This window comes from uncultured Thiodictyon sp., assembly GCA_903837595.1.
GTDB lineage: Bacteria > Pseudomonadota > Gammaproteobacteria > Chromatiales > Chromatiaceae > Thiodictyon.
In genome coordinates, this window is sequence record CAILVI010000476.1 from 1 (window position 1) to 26,651 (window position 26,651).

Below are 26,651 nucleotides of genomic sequence, written 5' to 3' on the forward strand. Positions count from 1 at the left end.
AACTGATGGTCTTGGGCGTTACGGTCAGTCGTAACACGGCAGCGAAACTGTTGGCGCAGGCCGGCTTTCGGCGGCGGAGCCTGCGTAAGGAGTTGATCACTGGCCAGGTCGATCCCCAGGAACGTGACCAGCAGTTTCGCTACATCGCCGCGTTGCAGCGCCTCGCGCGGGCGCGTGGCATTGCGGTATGGTGCATCGACACCAAGAAAAAGGAACTGCTGGGAACCTTGCACCGGCGCGGGCAGTGCGACAGCACGACCCCGCAACGGGTCTACGACCACGATTATCGCCACCTGGCCAGTGGCCTGCTCGTGCCGCACGGGGTCTACGACGTGGTCGCCAACCACGGCTTCATCACCCTGGGTACCTCGCACGACACCAGCGCCTTCGCCTGCGACGCCCTCTTCTTGGCCTGGACGGTGCTGTTCTGCCATCGCTATCCTACCGCCACGGAAATCCTGGTGCTCTGCGATGGCGGCGGCAGCAACGCGGCGCGCTCCCTGCGCTTCAAAGAGGACCTGATCGCCTTGGCCCAACGCCTGGGAGTACGTCTGCGCATCGCCCATTATCCGCCCTATACCTCCAAGTGGAGCCCTATTGAGCATCGGCTGTTCAGCCAAGTCGAGCGCACGTGGAGCGGTGTCATGCTCGATTCCCCCGAGACCGCACGGCGGACCGTTGAGCGCACGACCACCGACACGGGGCTGCGCGTCACCGCTCGCATCCTCGACAAAGCCTACGCGCTCGGCCGCAAATGCTCCGACGGATTCCGCGAAATCAAAGATCAGTTTATTCGCCATGATTCGAGCCTTGGGCAATGGAACTACGTTGTCGATCCCAATGCTTTCTCTTGATAAACGTGTTTAACTAATTTTTGCATTGTTACTTAGCGAGTTAGTCGACCATACATTAACCACGCAAGCCATTGTCTTTATTGGGCTCCCCAAGATGGCGGCAATCTTGGGTGAAGGAGCTTTTGAGGCACTTGTGGGATTTCGATTCGGACGCTTTACCGTAGGCATTGCGGCGGAACAGGCGCATGAGCATCTGTTTGGAAAGGAAAAGGACACGAACGAGAATAGCCAAAGGATATCAGACCATCCAGGACTCTGGTTTATGCGCGAGCCATTGGACTGCAAGCTGCTCGCGGCTGCATTTGACCAACGCATTAGCGCGATGACGCGAGACCTCTATCTCACCTTGATAGGATCAGTGCTTGGCCATTTGAAAGATGATTTCTTGGCTGACCAGGGTCAAAAGGGGTCAGGCTCAATTGTGTATTCAAGACAATGATTTAACCATTAGCTAAAGAGCGCGGGGCGCCTCACCATTGTCGCAGAGCTCGGGCTTCGTGCGAGGCTCGCATCGCGTCCCTCCCACTCGCACAACTGGCCGTGACCATCCTCCCTGCCACCTTGCTGCGTTAGTGTAGGTCGCCCCGAAGGGCGACCTACATCTGCCCGCAGCCGGAACGACGATGAAGGTCCCCAACCCGACCTACAGCCACCCCTTGCGCTTGAAATAGGCGATCGGCACCACGGCCGAGATCACCATGAGCAGCACCGAGAACGGGTAGCCATACTCCCAGTTCAATTCCGGCATGTGCTGATAGTTCATGCCGTAGATGCTGGCGATCAGGGTCGGCGGGAGAAAGGCGGTGGCGGCCACCGAGAAGATCTTGATGATCTTGTTCTGCTCGATGTTGATGAAGCCCTGGGCCGCCTGGAGCAGGAAGGTGACCTTCTCGAACAGGTAGTTGTTGTGGGGCAGCAGGGCGTCGATCTCGGAGAGCAGGTATTTCAGCCGCTTGGCACAGGGCTTGGACGCCTGGGCGCTGCGCCACACGAAGGCCAGGTCGCGGCGCGCGTCCATCAGGCAGAGGCGGACCTTGCCGTTGAGGTTCTCATGGCCCGCCAGGCGCTCCAGGGCCTCCCCCAGGTCCGCGTCCGGGTCCTCGAGGACGTGGTGGCTGGTCTGCTCCAGGTCCCGATAGAGTTCCTGCAGGGTATCGCCCAAGTCCTGCACGGCGGTCTCGAACAGCCCGGCCAGAAGCCCGGTGGGCTCTTTGAGCAGTTCGGGCCGGCGGCGTACCCGGATGCGCATCAGGCGGATGGCGGGCACGTCCCGGTCATGGATGGTGATCAGGCGTTCCCGGGTACAGATCACATTGACGCTGGTGTTCTCCGGCCGCCCCTCCACCCGGTGCAGGAAGAGGGTGGAGAGGTGGATGCCCTGCTCGTCCATGTAGGTCTGGGTACTGGCCTCGATCTCGTCCGCGTCGTCGTCGTCCGGCAGTTGGTGGGGGACCAGATCCCTGATCAGCGCGTATTCCTCATCGGTGGGTTCGGCCGCGTCGATCCAGGCGGCCTCCAGCAGGCGCTCCGGGTCGTCGATGACTTGGGTCATCTGGTCTTGGACTCTGTAGGCAAACAGCACTGGTGCTCTCCAACCGCGATCGCTCAAGGTCCCGCGGTCCGGGTGCCCGCGGTCCAATCAGGTCCGGGCCGGCACCGCGCCCGCGTGCGCGACGTCGCCCGTCCTGGGGCGGCATCTTACACAGACCCCGGGCGCGGCGTCGGCTTTGCTTTGTGCTAGGCTCTGGGGTGAATCCTGCCCTTATGAGGTCCGCATGAACGAGACCGACGCACCCAAACACTGGTACCAGGACTGGCGCGGTCTGCGCGACCGCCTGCTGCACCCGCGGGTGGAGGACGCGGCGCTGGAGATGGCGCTGCGCCAGGCCCGGGAGCGCCAACCCCTGCCGGTGGTTTGGCTGATCGGCAAGGCGCAGGCCGGCAAGACCTCCATCATCCGCGCCCTGACCGGAAGCCCCAACGCCGAGATCGGCAACGGCTTTCGGCCCTGCACCCGCACCGCCCGCCTCTATGACTTCCCGCCCGAGGCCCCGGTGGTGCGCTTTCTCGACACCCGCGGCTTGGGCGAGGTGGCCTACGACCCGACCGAGGATATCCGCTACTGCGAGTCCCAGGCGCACCTGGTGCTGGGGGTGATGAAGGCGACCGACCTGACCCAGGAGTCGGTCTTCGCCGTCCTGCGCGCGGTGCGCCGCCGCCACCCGCACTGGCCGGTCGTGATCGCCCAGACCGGCCTGCACGAGGGCTATGCGCCGGACTCTGGCCATGTGTTGCCCTATCCCTACGTCCAGTCGCCTTGGCCACCCGCGGTGGCGCCCGACCTCACCCGCGCGCGGCTCGCCCAGCGCGAGGCCCTGGGGGAGCTCTCCGGGGAGTCGGCACCGCTGTGGGTGCCGGTGGACCTGACGCTGCCGGAGGACGGCCTGGAGCCGGCCAACTATGGGCTGGAGGCCCTGTGGGCGGCCATCGGGGAGGTCTCGACCCTGGGGCTGAAGGCGCGGTTGTGCGGCGATGCGGCGGTGCGCGACACCTTTGCCCGCGCCGCCCATCCACACATCGTCGGTCATGCCATGGCGGCGGCTGCGGTCGGCGCCATGCCGCTGGTGGATCTGGTCGGGGTGCCGGCGGTACAGGCCAAGCTGCTGCACAGTCTGGCGGCCATCTATGGTCAGGGCTGGACCGGGCGCGATGTGACCGAGTTCCTGGGTTTTTTGGGCGTGGGGGTGGGCGTGAGCTACCTGACGCGCCTCCTAGGTCGCGAGTTGGTCAAGCTGGTCCCCTATCTGGGGCAGACCCTGGGGGCCGTCTGGGGGGCGACGGCGAGCGGGGCGACCACCTTTGCCCTGGGCAAGGCCGCCTGCTATTACTTCGGCCGCCGCCGCCTGGGCGAGCGGATCGACCCGACCGCCCTGCGCCGCATCTATACCGACGCCCTGGTGACCGGCACCCGGTTACTCACGAGCGACGCCACGCGGGGCGCGGGCGACCGGGACCTGGACGATCCGGCCGTCACCGACCACCGCTAACGGCCATGGCGCCCGCCGTCAACGCGTCGAGGTGGTCCGCCAGCCCGCCAACCGCCGCGTTGGGTCGGTGACTTTCATGGGCGGGGCTATCAAGATCCCCGACATGACCGTTGGGCCGACGAAGGATACCCAACATTCGGCGGCGCAGGCCATGTGTTGGGCTACGCGCTATTTCCGCATGGCCGCCCGAATTAAGTAAACTGTCCCCGGAATTGCTCTTATTCGTTTTCCGGGAAAGAACCCAAGCCTGGCCTCTTATCCCCTTATTCCGATGACAATGTCAGCTCTTTATTCAACTCATCCTCCATTATCCTTGCGACATGCCGGAACAGTTCTTGACACGCAGCATCTTCACTCGAATAGATCGACAGCACCTTCTTTACACCGCGCTCGCTGTAATAAATCACCCATTTTTCGTTTGCCTTCTCAATCCCATAGCATTCTCCGGAGCCTAGGCCGCCAATCGAGTAGAAGTGATCCGGAACGCCTTGCTTGCGAAATATATTCAATAGCTGACTCAGATTCATTTCGGTACCTCTTTCAAATAGCCTTCGTCGATAAGCTGTTGAACTGAGCGGCTGGTTTCGTATTGAATCCCGTTTCCGGGTTGATCAAAGTGAGGCGCAACAGAACCGCTCTTTACGTCCAACGGCTTTAACACTTCATACGCATGGTATCGCATTTTCGATTGCTCATACGGCAAGGCTCTTTCTGCATAAGGAGTACCTTCCGGGGAAAGAAATGACCCGCCACTTGAGCCATACCTGTCAATCTTTGTCCCTACTGGAAGCGTTGTAGGTTTGGGCTCCCCGCTAAATCCAGTATTCGGAGGCCAATCCAGATCACCATTAGCGTTGAACCAACGTTCATTCAGATCTGATCTGAGGTTGGGCGTTCGCTTCGGCGGGAGCTTGGGTGCTTTGGGGGGGCGATGGCTCCGCAGTTGGGGCCGCTGGGCGCGATCGTCTGGGCTGCGGTGTCGACAGTTCTGGTGCAGGCTTGGGCGGTGCCTCTGCGGTCGCGCCTTTGCTGCCGCCTCTGCCCCTGGCGACCTTCGCCAGTAGCGCAACAAAGGCAGCGACGCCCAAGATGGCAATCGCCCGCGCCAAGTGGGATGACGCCTCATCGAAATCCTGTTCAATTGCAGCGGTGGACGTCACAACCAGAAAGTCGCCCAGGTCTTGCGCAACATCAAAGACCGCCATCCCGAGGAAAACTGCGCCCCCGATGAGGAGTACGACATCGACAACTTCTCCAACGCCAAAAGCATGTGAGCCTGCCCAAACCACCAAACTGCCAGCCATGATTCCCAGATTTTTCGGGCTCAGCAGCGCGTCAAATTCATGACGCATGCTGCTAGGCAGCTTGGGCGCAGTGCGGCGCAATGCTTCAGCAAATTTTTTTTCCAATGGCCATTCCCAAATACCCGTTACTTGAGTTGATAAAGCTCTTAAGCTGGCAACCGGAGGTGGGGTCTGGCTCTTTGCCGCCACGCCCGATCCAGTCGTGGAGGGCTGAATCGGGCGAGTAGGTGGTTGCGGGACGGTGACCTTGTCGCCTTTCAACAGGTGATACCACGTCTGCTTGCCAACCACTCCATCAGCGGCAATGGACACACCTCTTTGGTATTGCTGCAGGGTCTGGACGGTGACGGAACCGAAAATCCCGTCCACCTTGAGGCTGGGGGAAGGTTGAGAGCGCAAGTTAAGGAGTCGCTGTAGTTTTTCAACCTCCGCCCCCCGGCTTCCTTGGCGCAGTACCTGTACAGTTGTCGCTTCCGTCTTTTGGCGCGCTGGCCTAGGTGGGGTCGACGTCGACGTCGACGATCCGGGATGGTGGAAAGCAGTAACCGGAGGCGGGGAAATGCCGATGGGGCCCGGACGAGGAGACAACGCCCGGATCATGGTTCCGTCGTTCAAGTCCTGCGGCACACCTGAAGTGCCAAGGGGGCCGGGTACGCGTGAGCCAGCCATTTATGAGTTTCCGATCTGCGTGGTCATGATTGTTCAGTGGCCTAACGTAACGCTCCAGTCGGAGCAACTATATTAGGACGCTAGCGTACCAGACTGCAAGCACCCAACCACCTTGCCACGACGTTTCGTTCCCGTGTCGCAGCATTAAGAGGTATCCCTGGGAATTCCGGTCATTGGGCATTCCCGGGACGGTTTAACTAATCCCGCTCTCGCTGGTCGAACAGGTCTCCGCCAAAGCGATCACGCTCCTGGGATTTTGGCCCGGGCTTTTCGCGCTCTTTTCTTAGACGGCGATTCCGTTGACAGCTTATTCAATCCGGCCAAGGTCGCACCCGACCCGCGCGACGGCCAGTCTTCATCCCCCCGCCCTGAGGGCAGATTCCCGACCCGCTGGGACCGCTATCTGGTACTCTTGACTTGCCGCGGCGTGCCGGGGACGATGCCCCTTGGCGTGTCCGCTGCGACGAAGCCTTTTTGTCAGACGTTGTTGCCCGAGTCCTTGTTGCGACTGATCGCGGGCGGCATGAATCTGTCGGTCCGACCTCCAGGCGAGCGGCACGAGGCTTAGCCCGGCCCGCTCCGTGGCGCCAGCGAGTGCATCCGGCTGAAGCCTCGCCCCCCCAAGGCGGAGGCGGCCGACACCGCCCAGGGTGCCGATCGGCTGCTTTGCCATATGGGGCGACGCATCGAATCTCCTGTTCGTCGATCTGGGCCAATGCCCCCCATCTCAAAACATTGCCGCAATTGTCGTTGCGTGGTATTTTATCGCCAGTAGAGGCTAGGTCTAGCAAGTCGCACTTGGTATTTTGCCCGCCACATGGTGTATCTATGCGGTTTCATGAAAAACTAAAGTTCTTTCGGCGGTCCAAGGGCTGGTCTCAGGAAGAGATGGCGGGAAGAGCGAAATTCAACATCTCAAGGAGATTATTTTGTTATTGAGAGGCGGGGAACCAATCGCGGCCTGATACGCTGCGGATGCGGATTCCGCGGCACGCCATGGGCCTTGATCACGATTCCGGCGAGGTCGCTGCCAACACCCGTCGCGGCCGGGGGCCGCTCCCACGGCGTAGGAGCGGCCCCCGGCCGCGACGGGCTGCCGCAAGGGCCCGTTGGCCGCAGTGGTCAACGCATCAGTTCTGATCGCGCCCGCGGGGCCGGCGACTTTTGCGCTACCTTCCCAAAGGGAGAGAGCGGAAATGGGGACCAGCTTGCGGCGCGACCTTCACCGTGAAGGCGTGCCCCGGCTAGTTGTGGGCCTTGCCACGCGGCGGCGGCGGCGGCGCCGCCGCCGCGCCCCGGCACCGCTTGCGGTCGATGCCCGCGCCGATCGCAACCCGATAATCGTGCAATTCTGCCAGGTTCTCTTGGGGTTCCGCGTCGTCGTCCCAGGTGAAGAACCCGAAGCCGAGGGTGGCCATGGTGGCGGCGCCGAGCAAATTGGTCGTCAATATCTCCTTACCATGTTGCTTGAGCGCCTCGGTCAATTCCTTTTCCGCGGCGGCAAAGTCGCGATATTCTTCAAGGAGTTCTGCGCAACTCGCCGCGTTGATGACTTGCAGGTCCTCCCGGTCGACCTCCGAGCGGGCGGTTTGCCCATAGAGTGAAAGCGCTACCGCCAGCGGCAAATATGTGAGCCTTTTTGCGCTGCTGTGCATAATGAACTCTCGCTGTTGAAGAAAACCTTATTTTCCGACTTGCGGATCACAGTATAGCAAGCGGGTGACAAAGCGCCCGAGACCCGGCAAATCTTCTTCATTGGTAATACGCGATGCTCAACCGCACCGACCGCCTGCGCCTGCTCGCCCTGCTGCTGTGGACCCTCCCGGTCGCCGCGCTGCTGCCGCTGGGGGGGCTTTGGCTATGGCGTAGCGGCAACCTGCTGTGGTGGCTGGCGGCCATGGTGGCGTGCAGCGCCGTCGGCTATGGCTTCCAGTGGTGGCTGCGCCGGCGCGACCGGCGTCTGTTGGCCGGTGCCCAGACCGCCCCCGACCCCCAATGGCCGCCGCGCTCCCAGGCCGCCTGGGCCGCCATCGAGTCGATGGCCCAGGCGGTCAAGCCGGAGGACTGGCCGCTCACCGATAATCCGCGGCTCCCGGACCTGGGGCGCGCGGCGCTCGAAGCGGTGGCGCGCATCTATTTCCCGGAGGTGGAGCGACCCCTGTTGGAACTGACCCTGCCGCACCTGCTCCTGATCATCGAACGCGCCGCCCGCGACCTGCGCACGGAGGTCGCCGGGCAACTGCCGCTCAGCCACCGCCTGACCCTGGGCGACCTGATGCGCGCCTACCGCTGGAAGGCGACCGCGGAGCGCCTGCTCGACCTGTACCGCGCGGGCCGGCTGGTCTTCAATCCGGCCAGCGCGGTCTTGAGCGAGGCCTGGGGGGGGCTGCGCACCAAGGCCTTCGGCGCCGCCTGGTCCGACCTGCACCGCTGGCTGCTCCAGGAGTACATCCGCAAGGTCGGTTTCTATGCCATCGAACTCTACAGCGGGCGCCTGGTCCTGACCGAGGGGGCGCCCACCGCCGTCACGCCGGCCTCCCGACAGGACCTGGAGCGGACCGCCACCGCCACCGCGGACCTCGCCACCGAACCGCTGCGCATCCTGGTCCTGGGCCGGGCCAATGCCGGTAAGTCGAGCCTGATCAATGCGCTCTTCGGCCAACTGATCGCCCCGGCCGACGTGCTGCCGGACCCGGCGGCACCCATCGCACCCTATCGGCTGGAGCGCGCGGGACTCACCTCCGCCCTGGTCTTCGACACCCCGGGCTGCGATACCGCGGGCCTGACCCCCAAGGCGGTGGACCGGCTGGCAAGCAGCGTGGACTTGGTGCTCTGGGTCACCGCGGCGCAGCGCCCGGACCGTCAGGCGGAGCGCGAGACCCTGGATCGGCTACGCGCACTCTGGGCGGCCCGACCGGACCACCACCCGCCGCCGCTCTTGGTCGCCGTCAGTCACATCGACCTGCTGCGCCCGCCGCGCGAGTGGCAGCCGCCTTATGATTTGGCCAATCCCCAGGGGTCGAAGGCGACCAACATCCGCGCCGCGCTCGAGGCGGTGGCGCAGGACCTGGCGGTACCGCTGGCCGACGTGATCCCGGTGTGCCTGGCCGAGGGGCGTGTCTATAACGTTACAGACACCCTGTGGGCCGCGCTCTTGGAGCGCCAGGGCGCGGCCGACCGGGTCCGTCTGCTGCGCTGTCTGGATGAACGCAAACGGGCAGAGGACTGGGCGCTGCTGCGCCAGCAATTGGCCGGCGCCGGGCGCTTCCTGGCGCGGCTGCCGGGGCGGTTGCTGCCGTGATCCCAAACCGAAGAGATTTGTCGACAAATGAACGCAAATGAAGACTTGCAGGCGGATGCCTGGCTATACACACCGGAGATGCGCGAGCGGCTGGCCCAAGCGGATACCTGGATGAAAAGCAACCCGCCGCGTGAGAGCGACCTGGAGCAACTCGCGGCTAAGCTGGACGCGGCAGGGATGATCCTCAAGCTTGATCATCAATCCTGTTAGCGGCTGTCGGCCAGCGCCGGGGTTAGCTCTCGTGACACCGCTTCGCGGTGTCACGCCTGTGTCAGGCGCTCTGCGCCGCGAAACCACCGATAGCCGGAATGCCGGCTAATGTCTGTGGGACGGCGAACGGGCAACAGACCAGGACCGCGTTGAAGATGATCATAGCTATGGGTTGAATAATGGATCATCCTGGATGCTTGCCAGACACTCTTCGATACTCAGGTCGGCTTGAAGTTCCACCCACTCATCCGTATACCGCATAAAGGATAGCGTGAAACGATCCGCCCCGGTATATTCCAGCCGGGCAAATTTCGTCTCGAAAAACGGGGCGATGGCATTGGGGCCGGGCGAGCAATACTTTGCGCAAAAGTAAAAATAGTGTCGATACCACTTGGTATCGATATCGACGAGGTAGTTGTACTGAGCGGCGTCCGGTGCGGGCGGTGCCTGGATGTGCTTGGGCTTCAACTGCGTTTCCACGCATTGCGCCGCCTTCTGTTGTACATCGGTGATGACGTTCGGTGGCACCTTGGGGGCGGGCGCCCTCGGTGGGCTGGAGACCCACATCTTTGGTTTCTTGGCCATCTTGTTCAGTTCTTGCTCTTTGATGCACTGGAGCTTGGTTGGTCGCTTGACGACCTAGCCAAAACCGGTCCGCTCAGGGAAAGAGAAATGCAAACTCCCCATCACGCTCCATCGCCTCGCACAATGCCCCGAAGGTCCTTGAGTTCAGCGCTTCCAAATGGGCCAGAATCGCCTCGCGGTGGCAACTGCCGGGGTCGGCGGGGTCGAAATGCTTGCGATCGGCGTGCAGGCCCATGCCGACCGCGGTCATTGCCATGGACAGATTGAAATGGATGACATGCAAGGCCAGCAGATACCAAAGGCCCGGATCGGGCGGCTGCACTTGATCGAAAAGCAGACGGATGTAGCCGCCCCACTTTACTAATTCGGCTGGATCATTGTCCGGCAGGCAGCGAACTAGGGCGGCGGCCTCTTCCACCAGTGCCGACGGTATCGGGAACGCGGCAAAGGCGTCGTGGAACAGCCCCGCCGCGCCCTGGAAATCGCCCCGGGCGACTTGGCAGCGGCCCAAATGCAACAGCGCCACCGCGCGCTCGCGGTCGCGGTCTCCCACGTGCCCGGCCTGGCAATAGGCCTTGTGCATCCAATCGGCGGCGGTATCGATATCGCCCTCCAAGATCGCGATGAAACCAAGCAGGATCAGGGACTGAAAATGGCCACCGAATTTGGCTTTGGCTTCGAGTAGGGATTCGCGGGCGTCGGCGATCCGATTATGAATGAGATAGCGGCATCCAACCAGATAGAGGTCGTCGGCAACGTGGCGATGTTGATGCCGAATCGCGTCCTTGATCTCCTGTCCCTGCCGTCTGAGCTCGTGCATCAACGCGGCTTGGCCGCGGGCGGTCAGGGCACCGAGCTGATCGATGCGGCCCATGACCGATGAAAAGCCCTCATTGAGTCCGCTGCGCAACTCCCCGTGCAGGTCGGTCAAATGCTCGGCGAGCCCCTGAAACCCCTGATCCATACCCCGCAGAATCGCCTGCTGGTGCTCGAAAAAGCTGTTGGCCAGGGTGACTGACACGCGGTCGAAGCCCTCGGCCAGGACGGCACCGGTCTGGGCAAAGCCTTGGCAAATGGCCCGCTGATTGCCCGCGAAGCCACTGCGCAACAGGTCATGGGTGCGCGCATGCTGGGCCTCCAACCCGGCAAACCCGCTCGCCAATTGCGCACCCAGTTGGGCATTGCCGAAATGCACTGACTTGATCACCCCGGAGAATCCGTTATTCAGGCCCTCGACAAGCTCGAACTTGGCCTGTTCGACCGATTGCCGCACCGCGTACAGCCCGTCAGCGTTCTGCCGCAGACCGCTTTCAACCGATGCCAAGCCATCGCGCAGCCGGCCCCCGATGTCGGCCAGACCGCGCCCGCAGCGATCCTCGATCCGCTCGAGCCCGGCGCCGGTTCCGGACCCCAGGGTCTCCCGTATGGATGCCAACTCGCCCGCGGTCTGGGCCGCGGCGGCCAGATATTGCTGGGCAGATTCCCCGGCCTCTTTGCGCAGTCGGCGGGTTTCCAACAGGTTCGCGATCTCGGGCGACTTGGTGAGGTCAGTGCCTAGGAACACGTTATTGAGGAAGGGGGTGTCGTGGGTGAAAATGTAGCTCATGGGTTGCACGGATCAGCTCAGGTTTCGCCGCAATTGCATCGAAAAGCGATATGAATATACTGGTATCACCGATACACTTGAAATAGATCTCTCGCGATACTAGAGCTAATCTCAATTCCCCATCCAACGAGCAGGAAAGCCAGAAATATAATGATGACGGTTCCAACAGAGAAATCGGATACTTCTCCGAGTAATGTGCCGAAGGATTTATCGTAGCGGTTTTTTATTAGAAAGGTTGCGCCGTAAGTGACTAGCGCAACAGATGCAGCAAGACTCATCAATACCCAGCCGTCCGAAAACTTCGTCACCATGACGACCCCTCTGCTGTAGTCGAACTCTCTGTTTCCAAGGCTATAGCGCAGTATGAGTCCGGTAACCCAAATGCAAACAAGGAGCGACATTACGGCGACGTCGCGTATGATGCAGATCCTCTTGCGCTCCCGCCGCTCGGCCTGAGCGCGCTGTGCTGACTCCATATCCGCTCGCTTCCCCTTTGCCTGCAAGATCACTGCCTCTCGCTCGTACTGGGCCTTCAGCATCACCGCTTACCGCAGGTGCTGCACGAGGATGTCTCCAGATGCCAAATACTTCTCGATCAATTTCGTCTGTCCATTGGAGTTTGCCACGACATCCGCCCAACGTTCCTCATCCGCCCCCTGAAGGCAGAGATACTCCAGCTTGCGGCCATCTGCCCTATCGTATGCACTGACCCGCAATGCAGTGATAAAGATCCGGACTGAGCCGCCCAGTCTTAGCAGAATACCGCGCTCGTTCCAGGCGTTGTCAGGCGCTTCAAAGCTTGCAACCACCGTTCTGTCCTGGCAATCATTAAACAGGCTTCGTGCCGCCGCGGGGGCGATCTCGATCCAGATGTCGTCCAGCCGTGCGGTGGAGTGGTCCTTGATCCACTGATTGAGTTCCACATCAATGCGAAACTCCCGCCGGTCGGCATCGTAGTGTTCGCTTTTCAGGACCAAATCGCCGATGACGATGGGTTCCGCCAGCAAGGCCGCGACCCGCGCCCGATGCTCCTCGGTCGTCTCGAAGGGGTCCTTTTCCAGTTGCGAAAAGTCGAACTGGTCACGCAGCGGCGGGCGCGGCTTCTCGGGCCGCTTGGGCGGGTCGCCGAAGATGGCATAGTTGACCGCGGTCATGGGAGTATTCGGTTACCTGCGTTGAATACAAAGGCGGGCGCAGGGTTGATCTTCGCCCGGTTCACTGGTAACCGTCAAGCGGTGCTCGATCGTCATTCCGGCCGCTGGGGCGTTTGGATTGGCCGTCAGACGGCCCGGGAGCGCCGGACCGAAGTCGCGGCGAAACCTCGCAAGTCATCGCGGCGTTGCGGTTTGCTGCGAGGCCGCGCCGCATACATCAGTCGACGGAGCGATGATCAACACCGGCGCGCAGGGTCGCGCGCTTGACGTGGTAAGGAATCGTCCTTACAGTGATAAAAAAGTTCGCCGGAGTCCCTTGATGCACCACATCCACGAAGTCGCCACTGTCACCTCAAAAGGCCAGATCACCTTGCCGAAGTCGATTCGCCAGGCATTGGGTATTGCGGTCGGCGGACGGGTCGCTTTCGATCTGCGGGGTTCTGAAGTCGTCGTCACCCGCGCGGAGCCGGTGGAGCACCAAGACCCTGCCATCGAAGCATTTTTGTCTCTGCTTGAGCAAGATATCAAGGGTGGCAAACAGCTCACGACGCTGCCGGACGATCTGGCCCAGGCCATGCTGGCCAATCTTCAACATCCCGTTGACATGGACCAAGAGATCCTTGGTGACGTGGTCCTGTGATGCAGCGACACGGTTGGACGCTGCTGTTCCATACCTGCCTGGTCGAGCAACTGAAGAGGCTGAAAGCAGCCGCCGATTGTGCGCAGGTATCCGATCCGTCCGGGTTTGCGACCAATGCCAACGTCAAGCTATGGCGTGCCCTTGGCCAACTGATTCTTGAGACGGTGCCGACTGATCCGGCGCGGGAGGATTACCGGCAGGGAAATACGATGGGAACCGCCTATCGTCACTGGCGCAGGGCCAAGCTCGGACGCAGATTCCGGCTGTTTTTCCGCTATGACTCCAAAGCGAAGGTCATCGTCTTTGCCTGGATCAATGATGAAAACACGCTGCGGTCGCCAGGCAGCAAGTCCGATCCCTATGCGGTATTCCAGAAGATGTTGGAGCGTGGGTATCCGCCTGATAGCTGGTCGGCCTTGCTCTCGGTCAGTAAGTCTGATTGGGTCGGGCAGGAGTGCGGAGGCTCGGGTGAATCTTGATTTTGTTGCTGAAGTCGGCCGGATGTAATAGCGCAACGTATCGCACCGATGACCGGGTGTGATTCTGGTGGCCATGCGTATCGGCCTTGATCATAACTGCGTCCGCAGGCCTCGGGGCGCAGAGCGCCCAACACAGGCGTGACACCGCTGGAGCGGTGTCACGAGGGGGTAGGGTGGCCGAACTTAATGATCAGGACCCGAGCGCCGCATGGCCCGGCGCCTCACCCCACCAATTCATTCGCCCCCAGGATCGCCATCAGGATGGAGATGATGATCCCGGCCACCACCACGCCCAGGCCGATGATGAGTACAGGCTCGAGCAGCGTCAGCATGGACTGGACGCTGTTGCGGGTCTCACGGTCATAGATGTTGGCGACCTTGGCGAGCATGGCGTCCAAGGCGCCGGATTCCTCGCCTACGCGGATCATTTGCAAGGCAAGGTCCGGCAGCGCCTTGAGCCGGACCAGCGGGCCGGCGAGGCCGCGGCCGTGTTTGAGCTCTTCCCCCGCCTCGTCGAGCAGTCCGGAGATCTTGCGGTTGCTGACGACCTCCTTGGCCAGCGTCAGGGCGCTCAAGAGCGGCAGGCCGTTCTTGAGCAGGGTGGAGAGGGTGTGGGCGAGGCGGGCGGTCTCCATCTTCCAGATCAGGTCACCGAAGAGCGGCAGGTCGAGTATCCGCCGGTCCACACGGGCGCGCACCGTCGCATCCTGGAGCCAGCGCTCCAGGATCACGGCAATCAGGGCGATGACGCACAGCATGGCCCACCAGTAGTCGCGGAACAGGTCACCGGCGCCGACGACGATGCGGGTGGACATCGGCAGCTTGGCGCCCATGTCATTGAACAGGCTGGCGAACTGGGGTACCACGAAGACCAGCAGCAGGATCACCGACATCCCGGCGACGAACAACAGGATCGAGGGGTAGATCAGGGCGGAGGTGACGGTCTGGCGCAGTTCGGCGGTCCGCTCCAGGTAGTCCGCCAGGCGGTCCAGGACCTGATCGAGCGCGCCGCCGGCCTCGCCGGCCTTGACCATGTTGATATAGAGCCGCGGGAACTGGCCCTCCTGGCCCTCCAGTGCGCTGGAGAAGGTGGCGCCGCCGCGCACCCGTTCCTGCAGGTCGGAGAGCACCCGCACCAGGTGCCCCTCCGGGGTCAGTTCGATCAGCACCTGAAGCGAACGGTCCAGGGTCATGCCGGCCTCGATCAGGGTGGCCAGCTCCCGGGTCAGGATGCCGATCTCCTTTTGGCTGAGACGCCGCCGCCGGGTGCGCCCCAGGCGTGCCCGCAGGCCGCCAGCGGAGCGGGTTTCCAGCAGCAGGAGGCCCTGAGACTGGAGCTGTGTGACCAGACTCGCCTCGTCCGCTGCCTCCAACTCACCCTCGACCGACTCGCCGTCGAGCTTGACCGCCTTATAGAAATACTTGGGCACGGTTGATCCTCATCAGTGCACGGTAGGTTGGGGTGAGGAACGAACCCCAACATTTCAACGCGTTGCATTCGGCCGCACGTTGGGCTTCGTTCCTCAGTCCAACCTACAGGGAATGCTTTCACAGTCGCTTGAGCGGTGTCACGAGAGGGCGCTCTGGCTTAGTCGTCTTCGGCCACTCGCAGGACCTCCTCCACCGTGGTACGGCCGGCCATGGCCTTGCGCAGCCCGTCCTCGTACATGGTGGCCATGCCTTCCTCCATGGCCAGGCGCTGGATCGCGCTGGCGGTGGCGTGGCTCAGGACCAATTTGCGGATGGGGTCGGTCATCAGCAGGACCTCGGAGATGACCAGGCGGCCGCGGTAACCGGTGACGTTACATTGGTCGCAGCCGACGGGCCGATACAAGGTGATCGGACCCGGCCCCGCGGGCTGGAAGCGGGTGAAGCGGGCGGCGAGTTCGGGCAGCGCATCATAGGGCTCCCGGCAATGGGGGCAGAGGGCGCGCACCAGGCGTTGGCCCAGGATGCCGTTGATGGTGGAGGTCAGCAGATAGTCCTCGACCCCCATGTCCAGCAGGCGGGTCACGCCGCTGGCCGCATCATTGGTGTGCAGGGTAGACAGCACCACGTGGCCGGTGAGGGCGGACTGCACCGCGATGCGGGCGGTTTCCAGATCGCGCATCTCACCGACCATGATGATGTCCGGGTCCTGGCGGACGATGGCGCGCAGCGCGCCGGCGAAGGTCATGCCGATGGCGGACTTGACCTGGATCTGGTTGATCCCCGGGAGTTGATACTCCACCGGGTCCTCGACCGTGATGATCTTGCGTTCCTGCGTGTTGAGCCGGGAGAGTGCTGTGTAGAGGGTGGTGCTCTTGCCCGAGCCGGTGGGGCCGGTGACCAGCAGAATGCCGTAGGGCTGCTCGAGGATCTGGAGCAGGCGCTCGCGGGGTGATCCGTCGAAACCCAGGGCGTTGAAGTCGAAGCGCACGCTCTCCTTGTCCAGCAGGCGCATGACCACGCTCTCCCCGAACATGGTGGGGACGGTGGAGACGCGCAGATCGAGTTCCCGACCCTGGACGCGCACCGGGATGCGTCCGTCCTGGGGCAGGCGGCGCTCGGCGATATTGAGCTTGGCCATGATCTTAACGCGGGAGATGATCGCCGCGGTGGAGCGCACCGGGGGGGCGTCGACCTCTTTGAGTATACCGTCGATACGGTAGCGGACCTTCAGTTCATCGGCGAAGGGCTCGATGTGGATGTCCGACGCGCGCGACTCCACGGCCTTCTGGATCATGTGGTTGACCATGCGGATCACCGGGGCCTCGCTGGCCAGGTCCTTCAGGTGCTCGATGTCCTCCTCGTCGAAGTCGCCGAAGTCCGGTTCGGCCTCCGGATCGGGCCCTGGTTGCTTCTCGTCGTAGAGCCGTGCCAGGGCGAGTTCGATCTCGGAGGGCAGGCCGATGACGCCCTCCACCCGCTTGCCTGCCGCCATGGCGACCGCGGCCAGCGCGTAAGGGTCGGCGGCATCGGCCAGGGCAACGCGCAGGTGTTCGTTGTCCTCAAAAATGGGCAGCACCCGCGCGTCTTTCAGGAAGCGCAGGCTCAGGATACCCTCGGCCACGGGTTCGGCGGGGAACTGCGCCGGGTCCGCCAGGGGCAGGCCAAGCACCTCGCTCATGGCGAGCGCCAGGTCCCGTTCCGAGACCAGACCGAGGCGCAGCAGCATGCGCAGCAGGGGCTCGCCGCCGTCGTCGGCCAGGCGCCGGGCGCGCGCCAGGTCGCCGGGCGTGAGTTTGCCGCGGCTGTGTAGGGTCGCCACGATCCGCGCTTCGGGGGGGCGCTCGCTGGGGGTCGGGGGTTCAGTGGCATCGGGGTCCCGATCGGAACCGGGATCGGCAACGGGCTCATCGGCCGGGAGTCCCAAGTCCGCCGCGGCAACGTCGGTGTCGCTCGTCCCCGGGATCGCGGGCCTCGAGTCCGGATCGTCGCGAGAGCCGGCGATAATCGGCAGGGGGTCGAGCAGGGTCTCGTCCTGCATCCCTCAGTGCTCCGCAGAGGCCCGCGTCACGGCAGCGGGCGCCGTAGCGGCGACCAGCGGGACCCCGAGCGCAAGACCTGAGTCCGCCGCCGAGGCGTCTCGCCAATCCGGGATTAAGCGCCGCAGCAGGGCGCGCAACTGTTCGGGCGTCTGGTCGTCGCAGGCCTGCCGCAGGTCGGCCAACCAATCGCCGCCACCCCCGGCCGCGTCAGCGAAGGAGGCGTCTGCCCCCTGGGCGACCCGGATCTTGGGGTGAGCGGTGGCGATCAGGTCTTCGGAGGCGTAAAACAGTTCTTCATAGAGCTTCTCCCCGGGGCGCAGGCCCACGTATTGGATCTGGATCTCCCGTCCGGGCTCCCGGCCCGAGAGCCGGATCATCTGCTCGGCCAAGTAGCCGATCTTCACCGGCTCCCCCATGTCGAGCACGAAGACCTCACCGCCGTCACCAATCACCGCCGCCTGCATGATCAATTGGCAGGCCTCGGGGATGGTCATGAAGAAGCGTTCGATCTCCGGATGAGTCACGGTCACCGGGCCGCCGCGCGCAATCTGGCGCGCAAACAGTGGCACGACGCTGCCCGCGGAGCCCAGCACGTTACCGAAGCGTACGGTGATGAAGCGGGTGCCTGAACCGCGCGCCCGGCGCTTGCCATTCATGGCCTGACACAGGGCCTCGGCCGCCCGCTTGGTGGCACCCATGACGTTGGCCGGGTGCACCGCCTTATCGGTGGAGATCAGCACGAAGCGCTCACAATCCCAGGTGCAGGCCGCCTGGGCGACGACCGAGGTGCCGATGACATTGTTGCGCACCGCCGCGCGCAACTGGTCCTCCAGCATGGGGACATGCTTGTAGGCCGCCGCATGGAAGACGACTTGCGGTCGTTCGGCCTGGAACAGGGCGGCGATGGCCGCGGTATCGCTCACGTCGAGCAGGTAGCGCGAGAAGCTCAGTCCGGGGTGATTCTCCCGCAGTTCAAGCTCGATCTGGTACAGGTTGAACTCACCATTATCGACCAAGATCAGATGGTTAGGGTTGGCAGCGGCGATCTGTCGCACCAGCTCCGAGCCGATCGAACCCCCGGCCCCGGTGACCAGGATCTGTCGACCGGCCAGTCCCGCCTGAATTCCCTCCCAATCGAGGGTGATCGGGTCGCGACCCAGCAGGTCCTCGATCGAGACCGGCCGCAGTTGACTGATACTGACCTGGCCGGTCATCAGGTTGCCGAGTTGTGGCATGGTGCGGAAGGGCTTGCCGGCCTGCTCACACAGACCCACCAGGCGCTGCATCTCGCGCGCCCCGGCGGGCGGGACCGCGAGTAGGATCAAGTCGATATCGCGCTCTTTCACCAGGCGCGGCAGATCCGCGCTCGCCCCCAGGATCGGCACGCCATGCACCTCGCTGCCCTGGCGTCGCAGCTTGTCGTCGACAAACCCGGCCGGGAAATAGGCCCGCAAAGGATCGCGGAGCATGTCGCGGGCGAGCATCTCCCCGGCGCGATCGGCCCCGACGATGAGTACCCGCTGTCCGGCGCGCAGGTTAAGACGGTGGTCCTTCAGCCAGCGATAGAAGAGCCGCGGTCCGGCCAGCAGGACGATTTGCAGCCCGAAAAACAACACCGGCACCGAACGTGGGATCAGCGGGGAACGATTGAACACGAACAACGTTACCATCACCAGGGACGTGCCGGCCAGGGCGGCGTTGGTGATCCGCACCAGGTCGGGGAGCGAGGCAAAACGCCACACTCCGCGGTAGAGGCCCAACAGCCAGTACACGCATCCCTGGACCAGCATCACCCACGGCAGGGCGGCCAGCGCGCCCTGCAAAAACTCGGGCGGGATGGTCCCCAGATTGAAACGCAGCCAATAGGCGGCGAACCAGGCGACCGGCACCATCAGCAGGTCGTGCGCCAGGGCGGCGGTACGTGAGCGCAGGCGATCGAACAGCGTTCTTATCACGACGCAGTGGACCCCTGACGCTCGGCCAAGCCCACGCGCACATGGACCAGCAGGTAGATGATCGCCCAGGCCAGCAAGAGCAGCCATTGTTCCGGTGCGGTGAGGCGCGGTGCCGCCACCGCACAGGCGGCGGCGGCGGCCATCAGGGCATAGGCCCGCAGCACGGTCTTGCGGTGGCCCCAGCCGGCGAGCACCAGGCGCTGGTAGTGGTGGCTGCGATGGGCCTCCCAGATACGCTCACCACACATGATCCGGCGCATCAGGGTCCAGGTGGCATCGACGATGAACGGCGAGAAGGCGAGCGCGGCGACCCACAGTGGAAAGAGCCGCTGATGTGCCCCCCACAGCGAAAACCCTGCGGCTAGCAGGCCGAAGGTGGATGAGCCCAAATCGCCCAGGAAGATCCGGGCCGGGGGGAAGTTGCTGACGAGAAAACCCGCGGCGGCGGCGGCGATGCCGGCCGCCGCCAGGGCGAAGGCCGGATCACCCCCGTGCCAGCCCAGGAGCGCCAGGGCAGCGAAGCCGCAGACGGCCATCCCGCCGGCAAATCCGTCCATCCCGTCCATGAAATTGTAGAGATTCACCATCCACACCACATAGAGGACCGAGAGCGGCGCGGCGAGCGCGAAGGGCAATGGCCAATCCATGCCTGGCAAGTCCAGGGTGTCCCACGCAAGCCCGCCCGCCAGCAGGGTCAGGGCCGCACCCAGATGGACGGCGAACCGCAGCCGGCGTGACACATGGCCGAAGTCATCGAACAGCGACACCAGCGCCACCGGGAGCGCGGCGGCGGCGATCCACCAGAGTGGGGCGGGGCCGGGCGCCCAGTGCCAAGACCCGCCGTTCCCGACACCGCTGAGCCAATACCAGGCCAGCATGAGCGCCAGCGCACCGCACACCGCCAGCCCGCCGCTGCGCGGGACCGCAACCTGATGCAGGGAGCGCGCGTTGGGGTGGTCGAGCAGGGCGAGCGTCCCGGCCCGGCGGCGCGACAGCCAGCGCGCCAGTAGCGCGCTCAGGAGAAAAACGGACGGGAGCGCGGCCAGTCCTTGGAGGCTTGGAATCATGATGCGGGTTCGATTGTCACAGTGTCCGGGGTACGCGCGCCGCCTCAGTGGCCGCGTACGAGCGCCGACTCCACGTCCTGGCGGCACGCCTCGCCCCTCAACAGCGCGATCAGGCACAGGGCGAAGTCCATGGCGGTGCCGGGGCCGCGGGAGGTCACGATGCGTCCGTCGACCACCACCGGCTCATCGACCAGGGTCAGCCGGGGATAGTCAGCGGCGGACACCGAGCCGGGATAGGCCGTCGCCCGGCGGCCATCGAGCAGACCCGCGGCGGCCAAGACCTTCGGGGCCGCGCAGATGGCCGCGACCAGGTGCCCGGCGCCGGCGTGGCGTTGCAGCAGTGTCAAGACGCGCTGGTCCTCTTCCAGATAGCGCGCGCCCGGCAGGCCGCCGGGCAACACCACCAAGTCGAAGGTCTGGTCTTGCTCGGCCTCCAGGGTACTGTCGGGCACCAGCACGGTGCCGCGGCTGGCGGTGACCGGACCGGCGTGCAGGCCCGCGCTCACCACCTCGATGGCGGCGCGCCGCAACAGGTCGATGACCGTGACCGCCTCCAGTTCTTCGCACCCTTGGGCGAGTAGAATCAGTGCTCTTGGCATGGGACGTCTCCTGTGATAATGACTGGCCCCCGGCTAGGCGGGCCGGGAAGCCACCGGGTCAGCCACCCGGGCGGTGGCCCAGGATGGTTAACCCTTTGAGCACATTCAGTGCCTCGGCGAGCTGGAAGTCCTCGGTCGCCAGGGTCTTCTTGGGCTCGCCGGTCGGTGCGTCGCCAGCCGGTTTTGCGGAATCCAGGTGGCGCGCCAGGTCCGACTCCTTCACCGGGTCCACTTCCTGCTCTTTGGTGGGGGTGAAATCCCCGCGCTCCAGGACGATGTCCGGGGCGATGCCCTCGGCCTGGATGGAGCGCCCGGAGGGTGTGTAATAGCGCGCGGTGGTCAGCTTGAGCGCGGTTGCATCGTCGATCTGGACGATGGTCTGGACGGACCCCTTACCAAAGGTCCGGGTACCCATGATCAGAGCCCGCTTTTGATCTTGCAGCGCCCCCGCCACGATCTCCGAGGCCGAGGCGCTGCCGCCGTTGACCAACACCACCAGCGGGGCGCCACCCAGCACGTCGTCCGGGCCGGCCTTGAACTGGAGTTTGGAGTCCGCCTGTCGCCCCTGGGTGTAGACGATCAGGCCGTCGGCGATGAAGGCGTCGCTCACACCCACCGCGGCGTTCAGCACCCCCCCGGGATTGTTCCGCAAGTCCAGGACCAGCCCCTTGAGATCGCCCTTGTTCTCCTTCTTGAGTGCCTCGATTGCTGTGCGCATATCCTCGGTGGTGCGGGCCTGGAAGTGGGTGAGGCGCACATAGCCGAAGCCCGGCTCCAGGGTGCGGCTCTTGACGCTCGCGACGTGGATGATGTCGCGTTCAACCTTGACCTCCAAGGGTCGCCCCTCGGTGCCGCGCATGATGGTGAGACGGATCTCGGTCCCGGCCTTGCCGCGCATCAAGTTGACCGCGTCGTTTAGCCCTAACCCCTTTACCGGTTTGTCATTGATGCGCACGATCAAGTCCCCGGCCTGGAGCCCGGCGCGGCTTGCCGGGGTGTCGTCGATCGGCGAGATGATCTTCACAAACCCGTCTTCCATCCCGACCTCAATGCCGATACCGCCGAACTCGCCGCTGGTACCTACCTGGATCTCGCGGTACTCGTCTTTGTCCAGATAGGTGGAGTGGGGATCAAGCGCGGAGAGCATGCCGCGGATGGCGCCTTCCAACAGGGTCTTGTCCCCGACGCCCTCGACGTAGTCGTCCTTGATGCGTCCATACACCTCGGCGAAGGTGCGCAGTTCCTCCAAGGGCAAGGCCGCGGCCGCGGCCGGGGCGGAGTCGGCGGCCGGGCTGGGGGGCGGTGCGGGTTCGGCCGTGGCCGCGCCGGCGAGGGTTACGGCCGCGCCGACACCAGCGATCCAGATCAAGAGTCTGTGGGAAAGGGGTTTGGGCATAGTCTTGCGGGTTTGGCTACCGGTTGAATTGGGGAGGGCGCTCAGGGTCGGGGATGGCCCACCATTCTAACCGTCGAAGGTCGTCGGCGATGGAGGACTTCGGTTAGCACGCGGCGTCGCCACGCTGCACCCGGGAGGCATGCCGCCTGCGCCGACGGATATGGCGCAAGGATCGCACGTTTCAACATCGATCAACAGTTTGACCGCTTGGCCGCGGTTCCTGCCAGGGCCTCGGGGGGAAGGGACGGGGTCACCCGCACCACAGGGCCGGGTCGATGGGCTCACCGTTGCGTCGAATGGCAAAGTAGAGCACGGGTTCGTCCCGCCCGCCGCTGTTGCCGCTCAGCGCGATGATCTCGTCGGCGCTGACCCATTCACCCACCTCTTTGAGGAGTGCCTCGTTGTGGCCGTAGAAGCTCAGGTAACCGTCGCCGTGGTCGATCACCAGCAGCATCCCAAAGCCAAGCAGCCAGTCCGCATAGACCACCCGTCCATGATAAACCGCGCGCACCTCCTCGCCTTCGTGGGCGGCCAGCAGGACCCCGTCCCAGGCCAGGTCAGCGTCGACTTTCTTGGCGCCGAAACCGACCTGCAGACGGCCCTCAAGCAGTGGCCAGGCCAGCCGGCCTTGGCGCTGGGCGAAGGGGGCGTGCTGGATGTCGAGTTCGGCGCGGATCTGCGCGCGCTGCCGCAGCTGGTTCACTAAGCGTTTGAGATTCTCGGCATCGCGGTTGAGCCCCGCCAACGTCTGTTCACGGTTGGCGATGGTCTGCTCCAGGCCCTTTAACACTTGGGCGCGCTCTTGCTTGGCGGTCTCCAATCGCGCGCGGGCACTCGCCTGCTGCACGGCCAGGGCTTTCAGTCGCTCGCTTTCCAGCGCTGCCTCACGGGCGAGCCGGGCCAGTCGCCGAGCGCTGGCCTCCACCGTCTGCAGGCTGCGCACACGCCCCCGGTTGAAATAGGCAAAATAGGACATGACCCGACTCGCTCGTACCGGGTCCTGCTGGTTGAGCAACAGGCGCAGACCGTCGGCCCGACCCATGGCATAGGCGGTGCGCAGTAGCTCGGACAGGTGTTTGAGCTCCTCGGCAAGCGTGGCCTGCACCTGGTCCTCACGCGCGCGCAGTTCCGCTGCCACGCGGGTCTGCTCGCGCACCTGGTCGTCCAGTTCGCGACCGGCGATGGCCAGCTCTGCCACTTCGCGCTCGCGCCCCTCAAGTTCAGTAAGCAGGGCCGCTCGCTCGACATTCTGATCGGTCAGCGCCGCGCCGATGGTCTCGACCTGCTGCTCGAGATCGACGAGATCGCGTTCGCGGGCCTCGATCGGTTCGTCTGCGGCCCAGGCGGTCGCGACCGGCAGCGCGAGGGCGAGCGTCCCCGCCAAACACAGTGCGAAGGGCAGGGCGCGTCGCGCGCAACGACCGCGCGCCGGCGCGGCAGGCTGGGGTCTGGATGGGCAGGGGCCACGGGTCATGGGTGCTGGTGATCGCAGGGTTAAAGCCGACCGGGAGTATAATCACCGGCTGCACACCGCGCCGAGGGGCCGCCCTGCCGCTTCGCAAGAACGGAAAAAAAGCTTATTATTGTATTGTGAAAAATTTATTCCACCCACATGCAATGGTCGGCAGGCTGCATCAGGCGTCCCAACCGGTGTTGAACGACTCCGCTTCAGGGGCTGGCGAGATGAGCCTGTTCGTCGACGACGAGGATATTGAGCGTGCGTCGCGTTCGCTCAAGGCGATGTCCCACCCGCTGCGCCTGAAGATTCTTTGCACCCTCGGCGAGGAAGAGGTCAGCGTCCAGGACATCGTCGATCACGTCGGCACCTCCCAGAGCAACATTTCCCAGCACTTGGCGATCCTGCGTGACAAGGGCATTCTGGCCTCACGCAAGGACGCCAACCGGGTCTATTACCGGGTGAGCGACGCCCGGACACTGCGCCTCATCGGCATGATGCGAGAGGTGTTCTGCCAGCACGGCTAGGCCACCGTCCGCCGCCTCCCGGGGTGACGTCGGCGCCCGCGCTCCTTATACTCCCTCCTTTGCGCCGCTGCTGGCCGAAAATCGGTCGCGCATCGCTGCCTTCCCGCCACCCGCCCCGGTGTCTTGCGGGCAGGTGACCGGCGTAACAACCACTTAAGAGAATCCAGCCCGATGCAGGTAAGTCAACTGATCGCGTTCGTCGGCAACAATTGGTACCTTTTCGTCGCGCTTGTCGTGATTGCGGGTCTGCTGATTCACAATCTGATGGTCGGGGAGCGCGGTAGCGTCGATCCCCTGGCCGCCACCGCGATGATCAACCACCAGGACGCGACGGTGATCGATGTCCGTCCGATCGCCGACTTTGCCGCGGGGCATATCCTCAACGCGGTCAACATACCGATGAACGGGCTGAAAAATCAGCTGGCGGTCATCGGCAAGTACAAGGGCAAACCGATCATCGTCAACTGCAAGTCAGGCGCGACGTCTGCGGCCGCGTGCCAACAGCTGCGTAAGGAGGGATTTGAGGACGTCTACAACCTCAAGGGTGGGATACTTGCCTGGCAGGCGGCGAATCTTCCGCTGTCGCGCAAGAAGCGCTGAGTCCAGACCCCCTTTCACGCCTCGTCTGCCACTCCACACACTTAAGACCAGGATCTGCAATGGCCGAAAACGACCAGACCAACGAGGAGCGGCAGTTCGCCGTTCAACGCATCTACACCAAGGACTTGTCCTTTGAGTCGCCGAATGCCCCGGAGATCTTCCGCGGCGACTGGAAGCCCGAGAACGAACTCAACCTCAGCACCAAGGTCAACCGGCTCGACGAGCAAACCTACGAGGTCGTGCTGTCGGTCACCGTCACGGCCAAGGTTGCCGAGAAGACGGCCTTCATCGTCGAGGTCCATCAGGCCGGCATCTTTACCTTAGGCGGGTTCCCCGAGCAGGAGCTCGGGCCCATGCTCGGCGCCTATTGCCCCAATCTTCTTTTTCCATACGCGAGAGAAGTGATCTCGGACCTGGTGACCAAGGGCAGTTTCCCGCAGTTGGTCCTCCAGCACGTCGGCTTCGATGCCCTATTCGCCCAGCACCAGCAACAGGCTGTGGCCGACGCTGAAGGGATGCGTCAGCATTGACCCGAGTCCCGGCCTGCATCGCGGTCCTTGGCGCCGGGTCCTGGGGCACGGCCCTGGCGATCCGGCTATGCCGCAACGGTCATCGTGTCCGCCTGTGGGGTAATGTGCCCGATGAGGTCGCGCAACTGCGCGCGCACGGTGAAAACCGGCACTTTCTACCGGGTGTTGCGTTTCCCCCTGGGCTCGTCGCGCTCGATTCACTTGAAGAATCCCTGGACGGTGCCACGAACTGTCTTGCGGTCGTGCCGAGCCACGCCTTCGGTGAGGTGATCGGCGTGCTGGCCCGGTGCTTGCCGCCGGGTATCGGACTCGCCTGGGCGACCAAGGGACTGGAGGCGCGCAGCGGTGCGCTCCTGCACACGCTGGCCCAACAGGGGCTGCCCGGTGAGCGCCTGGCGGTCGTATCGGGACCCAGCTTTGCCCGCGAGGTGGCCATCGGGCTGCCCACCGCGGTCACGGTCGCCTCTGACGACCCCGGCTTTGCCCGCCTCACCGCCCGTCTGTTGCACGGCGAGCGCTTCCGGGCCTACACCAGTTCGGACCTGGTCGGGGTGGAGATCTGCGGCGCCGCGAAGAACGTGCTGGCCATCGCCACCGGCATCGCCGATGGGCTGGGATTCGGGGCCAATACCCGCGCGGCCTTGATTACGCGCGGGCTCACCGAGTTGATCCGACTCGGCACCGCCTTGGGCGGGCAGCGCGAGACCTTCATGGGGCTCGCGGGTGTCGGTGACTTGGTATTGACCTGTACCGACGACCAATCACGTAATCGGCGCCTTGGATTGGCCCTGGCCCGGGGCAGCTCGGTTGAGCAGGCGCGGGCCGCGATCGGGCAGGAGGTCGAGGGCGTGGTGACGGCGCCGGCCATCCGTGCGCTGGCGCAGCGACTCGGGGTCGAGATGCCCATCAGCGAACAGGTCTATCAGGTGCTTTATTCGGGGGTATCGCCGCTCGATGCCACCGCCGCCCTGCTGGAGCGCGAGCCCAAGGCGGAGTTTGGTTAGTTGGAGTCGATCAAAACTGCGGCCATCCAGCCTCTCGTGACACCGCTCCAGAGACTGTGAACGTATTCGCTCCGGACCCGCAAAAGCCGCAATCCTGTAGGTTGGACGGAGCCGCTACCGCGGCAGATGACCGCCCGCCACATACTTTCCTCGCCGCCACGCCGTTGTGGCGGTTGCGATTTTCGCCGAGGAGAGTAC

General features: G+C 64.0%; 27 protein-coding genes. 11 read left to right on the forward strand and 16 right to left on the reverse strand.

Translation table 11 applies throughout. The features are described from left to right. Nucleotides 1-854, forward strand: an 854-nt coding sequence (locus QZY44_RS28450) for an ISAzo13 family transposase (RefSeq protein WP_295456010.1), incomplete at its 5' end; no start/stop codon positions are given. Nucleotides 855-948: 94 nt separating this feature from the next. Continuing rightward, nucleotides 949-1,293, forward strand: a complete 345-nt coding sequence (locus QZY44_RS28455; RefSeq protein ID WP_295456011.1) for a hypothetical protein — start codon at nt 949-951, stop codon at nt 1,291-1,293. Nucleotides 1,294-1,497: 204 nt separating this feature from the next. Here QZY44_RS28455 and corA read toward each other — a convergent pair whose 3' ends face one another. After that, nucleotides 1,498-2,406, reverse strand: a complete 909-nt coding sequence (corA, locus tag QZY44_RS28460; protein ID WP_295456012.1) for a magnesium/cobalt transporter CorA — start codon at nt 2,404-2,406, stop codon at nt 1,498-1,500. Between the two features lie 223 nt (nt 2,407-2,629). Between corA and QZY44_RS28465 the strand changes: the two genes are divergently transcribed. Then, the gene (locus tag QZY44_RS28465) at nt 2,630-3,901 is read left to right on the forward strand and encodes a GTPase (RefSeq protein WP_295456013.1); all 1,272 of its coding nucleotides are present in this window, start codon (nt 2,630-2,632) and stop codon (nt 3,899-3,901) included. 263 nt (nt 3,902-4,164) lie between these two features. On the opposite strand, the gene QZY44_RS28470 is transcribed toward QZY44_RS28465, so the two are convergent. From QZY44_RS28470 to QZY44_RS28480, 4 genes are all read right to left on the reverse strand, one after another. Next, nucleotides 4,165-4,428, reverse strand: coding sequence for a hypothetical protein (locus QZY44_RS28470; RefSeq protein WP_295456014.1), 264 nt, complete (start codon nt 4,426-4,428; stop codon nt 4,165-4,167). Further along, nucleotides 4,425-4,844, reverse strand: a complete 420-nt coding sequence (locus QZY44_RS35995) for a TNT domain-containing protein (RefSeq protein WP_365305471.1) — start codon at nt 4,842-4,844, stop codon at nt 4,425-4,427. Before QZY44_RS35995 ends, QZY44_RS28470 begins: the two co-directional genes overlap by 4 nt. After that, entirely contained in the window at nt 4,768-5,874 is a 1,107-nt protein-coding gene (locus QZY44_RS28475) for a peptidoglycan-binding protein (protein WP_365305465.1), read from the reverse strand. The genes QZY44_RS35995 and QZY44_RS28475 overlap by 77 nt, the downstream gene beginning before the upstream one ends. Before the next feature lie 1,244 nt (nt 5,875-7,118). Beyond that, a complete protein-coding gene (locus QZY44_RS28480; RefSeq protein ID WP_295456015.1) occupies nt 7,119-7,529 on the reverse strand; it encodes a hypothetical protein in 411 nt (136 codons plus the stop codon). 113 nt (nt 7,530-7,642) lie between these two features. Here QZY44_RS28480 and QZY44_RS28485 point away from each other — a divergent pair, with 113 nt between their 5' ends. Both QZY44_RS28485 and QZY44_RS28490 read left to right on the forward strand, forming a co-directional pair. Next, a complete protein-coding gene (locus QZY44_RS28485) occupies nt 7,643-9,175 on the forward strand; it encodes a GTPase (RefSeq protein ID WP_295456016.1) in 1,533 nt (510 codons plus the stop codon). A gap of 27 nt (nt 9,176-9,202) precedes the next feature. Beyond that, nucleotides 9,203-9,385: a hypothetical protein gene (locus QZY44_RS28490; protein ID WP_295456017.1), complete on the forward strand. Its 183-nt coding sequence runs from the start codon at nt 9,203-9,205 to the stop codon at nt 9,383-9,385. 165 nt (nt 9,386-9,550) lie between these two features. Here QZY44_RS28490 and QZY44_RS28495 read toward each other — a convergent pair whose 3' ends face one another. The 4 genes from QZY44_RS28495 to QZY44_RS28510 all read right to left on the reverse strand — a co-directional run bounded on the left by QZY44_RS28495 (nt 9,551) and on the right by QZY44_RS28510 (nt 12,730). Further along, on the reverse strand, nt 9,551-9,970 hold the full coding sequence (locus tag QZY44_RS28495) for a hypothetical protein (protein ID WP_295456018.1): 420 nt from the start codon (nt 9,968-9,970) through the stop codon (nt 9,551-9,553). A gap of 73 nt (nt 9,971-10,043) precedes the next feature. Next, nucleotides 10,044-11,576: a hypothetical protein gene (locus QZY44_RS28500; protein ID WP_295456019.1), complete on the reverse strand. Its 1,533-nt coding sequence runs from the start codon at nt 11,574-11,576 to the stop codon at nt 10,044-10,046. Between the two features lie 65 nt (nt 11,577-11,641). After that, nucleotides 11,642-12,115 (reverse strand): hypothetical protein, encoded by a 474-nt coding sequence (locus QZY44_RS28505; RefSeq protein WP_295456020.1) that lies wholly within the window; start codon nt 12,113-12,115, stop codon nt 11,642-11,644. A 6-nt stretch (nt 12,116-12,121) separates the two neighbouring features. After that, nucleotides 12,122-12,730, reverse strand: a complete 609-nt coding sequence (locus QZY44_RS28510) for a hypothetical protein (protein WP_295456021.1) — start codon at nt 12,728-12,730, stop codon at nt 12,122-12,124. Nucleotides 12,731-13,049: 319 nt separating this feature from the next. Here QZY44_RS28510 and QZY44_RS28515 point away from each other — a divergent pair, with 319 nt between their 5' ends. Beyond that, the gene (locus tag QZY44_RS28515) at nt 13,050-13,370 is read left to right on the forward strand and encodes a type II toxin-antitoxin system PrlF family antitoxin (protein ID WP_295456022.1); all 321 of its coding nucleotides are present in this window, start codon (nt 13,050-13,052) and stop codon (nt 13,368-13,370) included. Further along, nucleotides 13,370-13,849 (forward strand): type II toxin-antitoxin system YhaV family toxin, encoded by a 480-nt coding sequence (locus QZY44_RS28520; RefSeq protein WP_295456032.1) that lies wholly within the window; start codon nt 13,370-13,372, stop codon nt 13,847-13,849. Before QZY44_RS28515 ends, QZY44_RS28520 begins: the two co-directional genes overlap by 1 nt. A 221-nt stretch (nt 13,850-14,070) precedes the next feature. Here QZY44_RS28520 and QZY44_RS28525 read toward each other — a convergent pair whose 3' ends face one another. The 7 genes from QZY44_RS28525 to QZY44_RS28555 all read right to left on the reverse strand — a co-directional run bounded on the left by QZY44_RS28525 (nt 14,071) and on the right by QZY44_RS28555 (nt 23,810). Next, the gene (locus QZY44_RS28525; protein WP_295456023.1) at nt 14,071-15,279 is read right to left on the reverse strand and encodes a type II secretion system F family protein; all 1,209 of its coding nucleotides are present in this window, start codon (nt 15,277-15,279) and stop codon (nt 14,071-14,073) included. Between the two features lie 158 nt (nt 15,280-15,437). After that, on the reverse strand, nt 15,438-17,318 hold the full coding sequence (gene gspE / locus QZY44_RS28530; protein ID WP_295456024.1) for a type II secretion system ATPase GspE: 1,881 nt from the start codon (nt 17,316-17,318) through the stop codon (nt 15,438-15,440). Between the two features lie 3 nt (nt 17,319-17,321). Next, nucleotides 17,322-19,271, reverse strand: coding sequence for a nucleoside-diphosphate sugar epimerase/dehydratase (locus QZY44_RS28535; RefSeq protein WP_295456033.1), 1,950 nt, complete (start codon nt 19,269-19,271; stop codon nt 17,322-17,324). Then, nucleotides 19,271-20,341: a glycosyltransferase family 4 protein gene (locus QZY44_RS28540; RefSeq protein ID WP_295456025.1), complete on the reverse strand. Its 1,071-nt coding sequence runs from the start codon at nt 20,339-20,341 to the stop codon at nt 19,271-19,273. Before QZY44_RS28540 ends, QZY44_RS28535 begins: the two co-directional genes overlap by 1 nt. A 44-nt stretch (nt 20,342-20,385) precedes the next feature. Then, complete coding sequence (locus QZY44_RS28545) at nt 20,386-20,940, reverse strand: DJ-1 family glyoxalase III (RefSeq protein WP_295456026.1); 555 nt, start codon at nt 20,938-20,940, stop codon at nt 20,386-20,388. Between the two features lie 58 nt (nt 20,941-20,998). After that, on the reverse strand, nt 20,999-22,336 hold the full coding sequence (locus tag QZY44_RS28550) for a S41 family peptidase (RefSeq protein WP_295456027.1): 1,338 nt from the start codon (nt 22,334-22,336) through the stop codon (nt 20,999-21,001). A gap of 250 nt (nt 22,337-22,586) precedes the next feature. Next, on the reverse strand, nt 22,587-23,810 hold the full coding sequence (locus tag QZY44_RS28555) for a peptidoglycan DD-metalloendopeptidase family protein (RefSeq protein WP_295456028.1): 1,224 nt from the start codon (nt 23,808-23,810) through the stop codon (nt 22,587-22,589). A gap of 143 nt (nt 23,811-23,953) precedes the next feature. Here QZY44_RS28555 and QZY44_RS28560 point away from each other — a divergent pair, with 143 nt between their 5' ends. The 4 genes from QZY44_RS28560 to QZY44_RS28575 all read left to right on the forward strand — a co-directional run bounded on the left by QZY44_RS28560 (nt 23,954) and on the right by QZY44_RS28575 (nt 26,453). Then, a complete protein-coding gene (locus QZY44_RS28560; RefSeq protein WP_295456034.1) occupies nt 23,954-24,319 on the forward strand; it encodes a metalloregulator ArsR/SmtB family transcription factor in 366 nt (121 codons plus the stop codon). Nucleotides 24,320-24,490: 171 nt separating this feature from the next. Next, a complete protein-coding gene (locus tag QZY44_RS28565) occupies nt 24,491-24,919 on the forward strand; it encodes a rhodanese-like domain-containing protein (RefSeq protein ID WP_295456035.1) in 429 nt (142 codons plus the stop codon). A 59-nt stretch (nt 24,920-24,978) separates the two neighbouring features. Then, on the forward strand, nt 24,979-25,449 hold the full coding sequence (gene secB / locus QZY44_RS28570; RefSeq protein WP_295456029.1) for a protein-export chaperone SecB: 471 nt from the start codon (nt 24,979-24,981) through the stop codon (nt 25,447-25,449). After that, a complete protein-coding gene (locus QZY44_RS28575; protein ID WP_295456030.1) occupies nt 25,446-26,453 on the forward strand; it encodes an NAD(P)H-dependent glycerol-3-phosphate dehydrogenase in 1,008 nt (335 codons plus the stop codon). Before secB ends, QZY44_RS28575 begins: the two co-directional genes overlap by 4 nt. Nucleotides 26,454-26,651 lie beyond the last annotated feature (198 nt).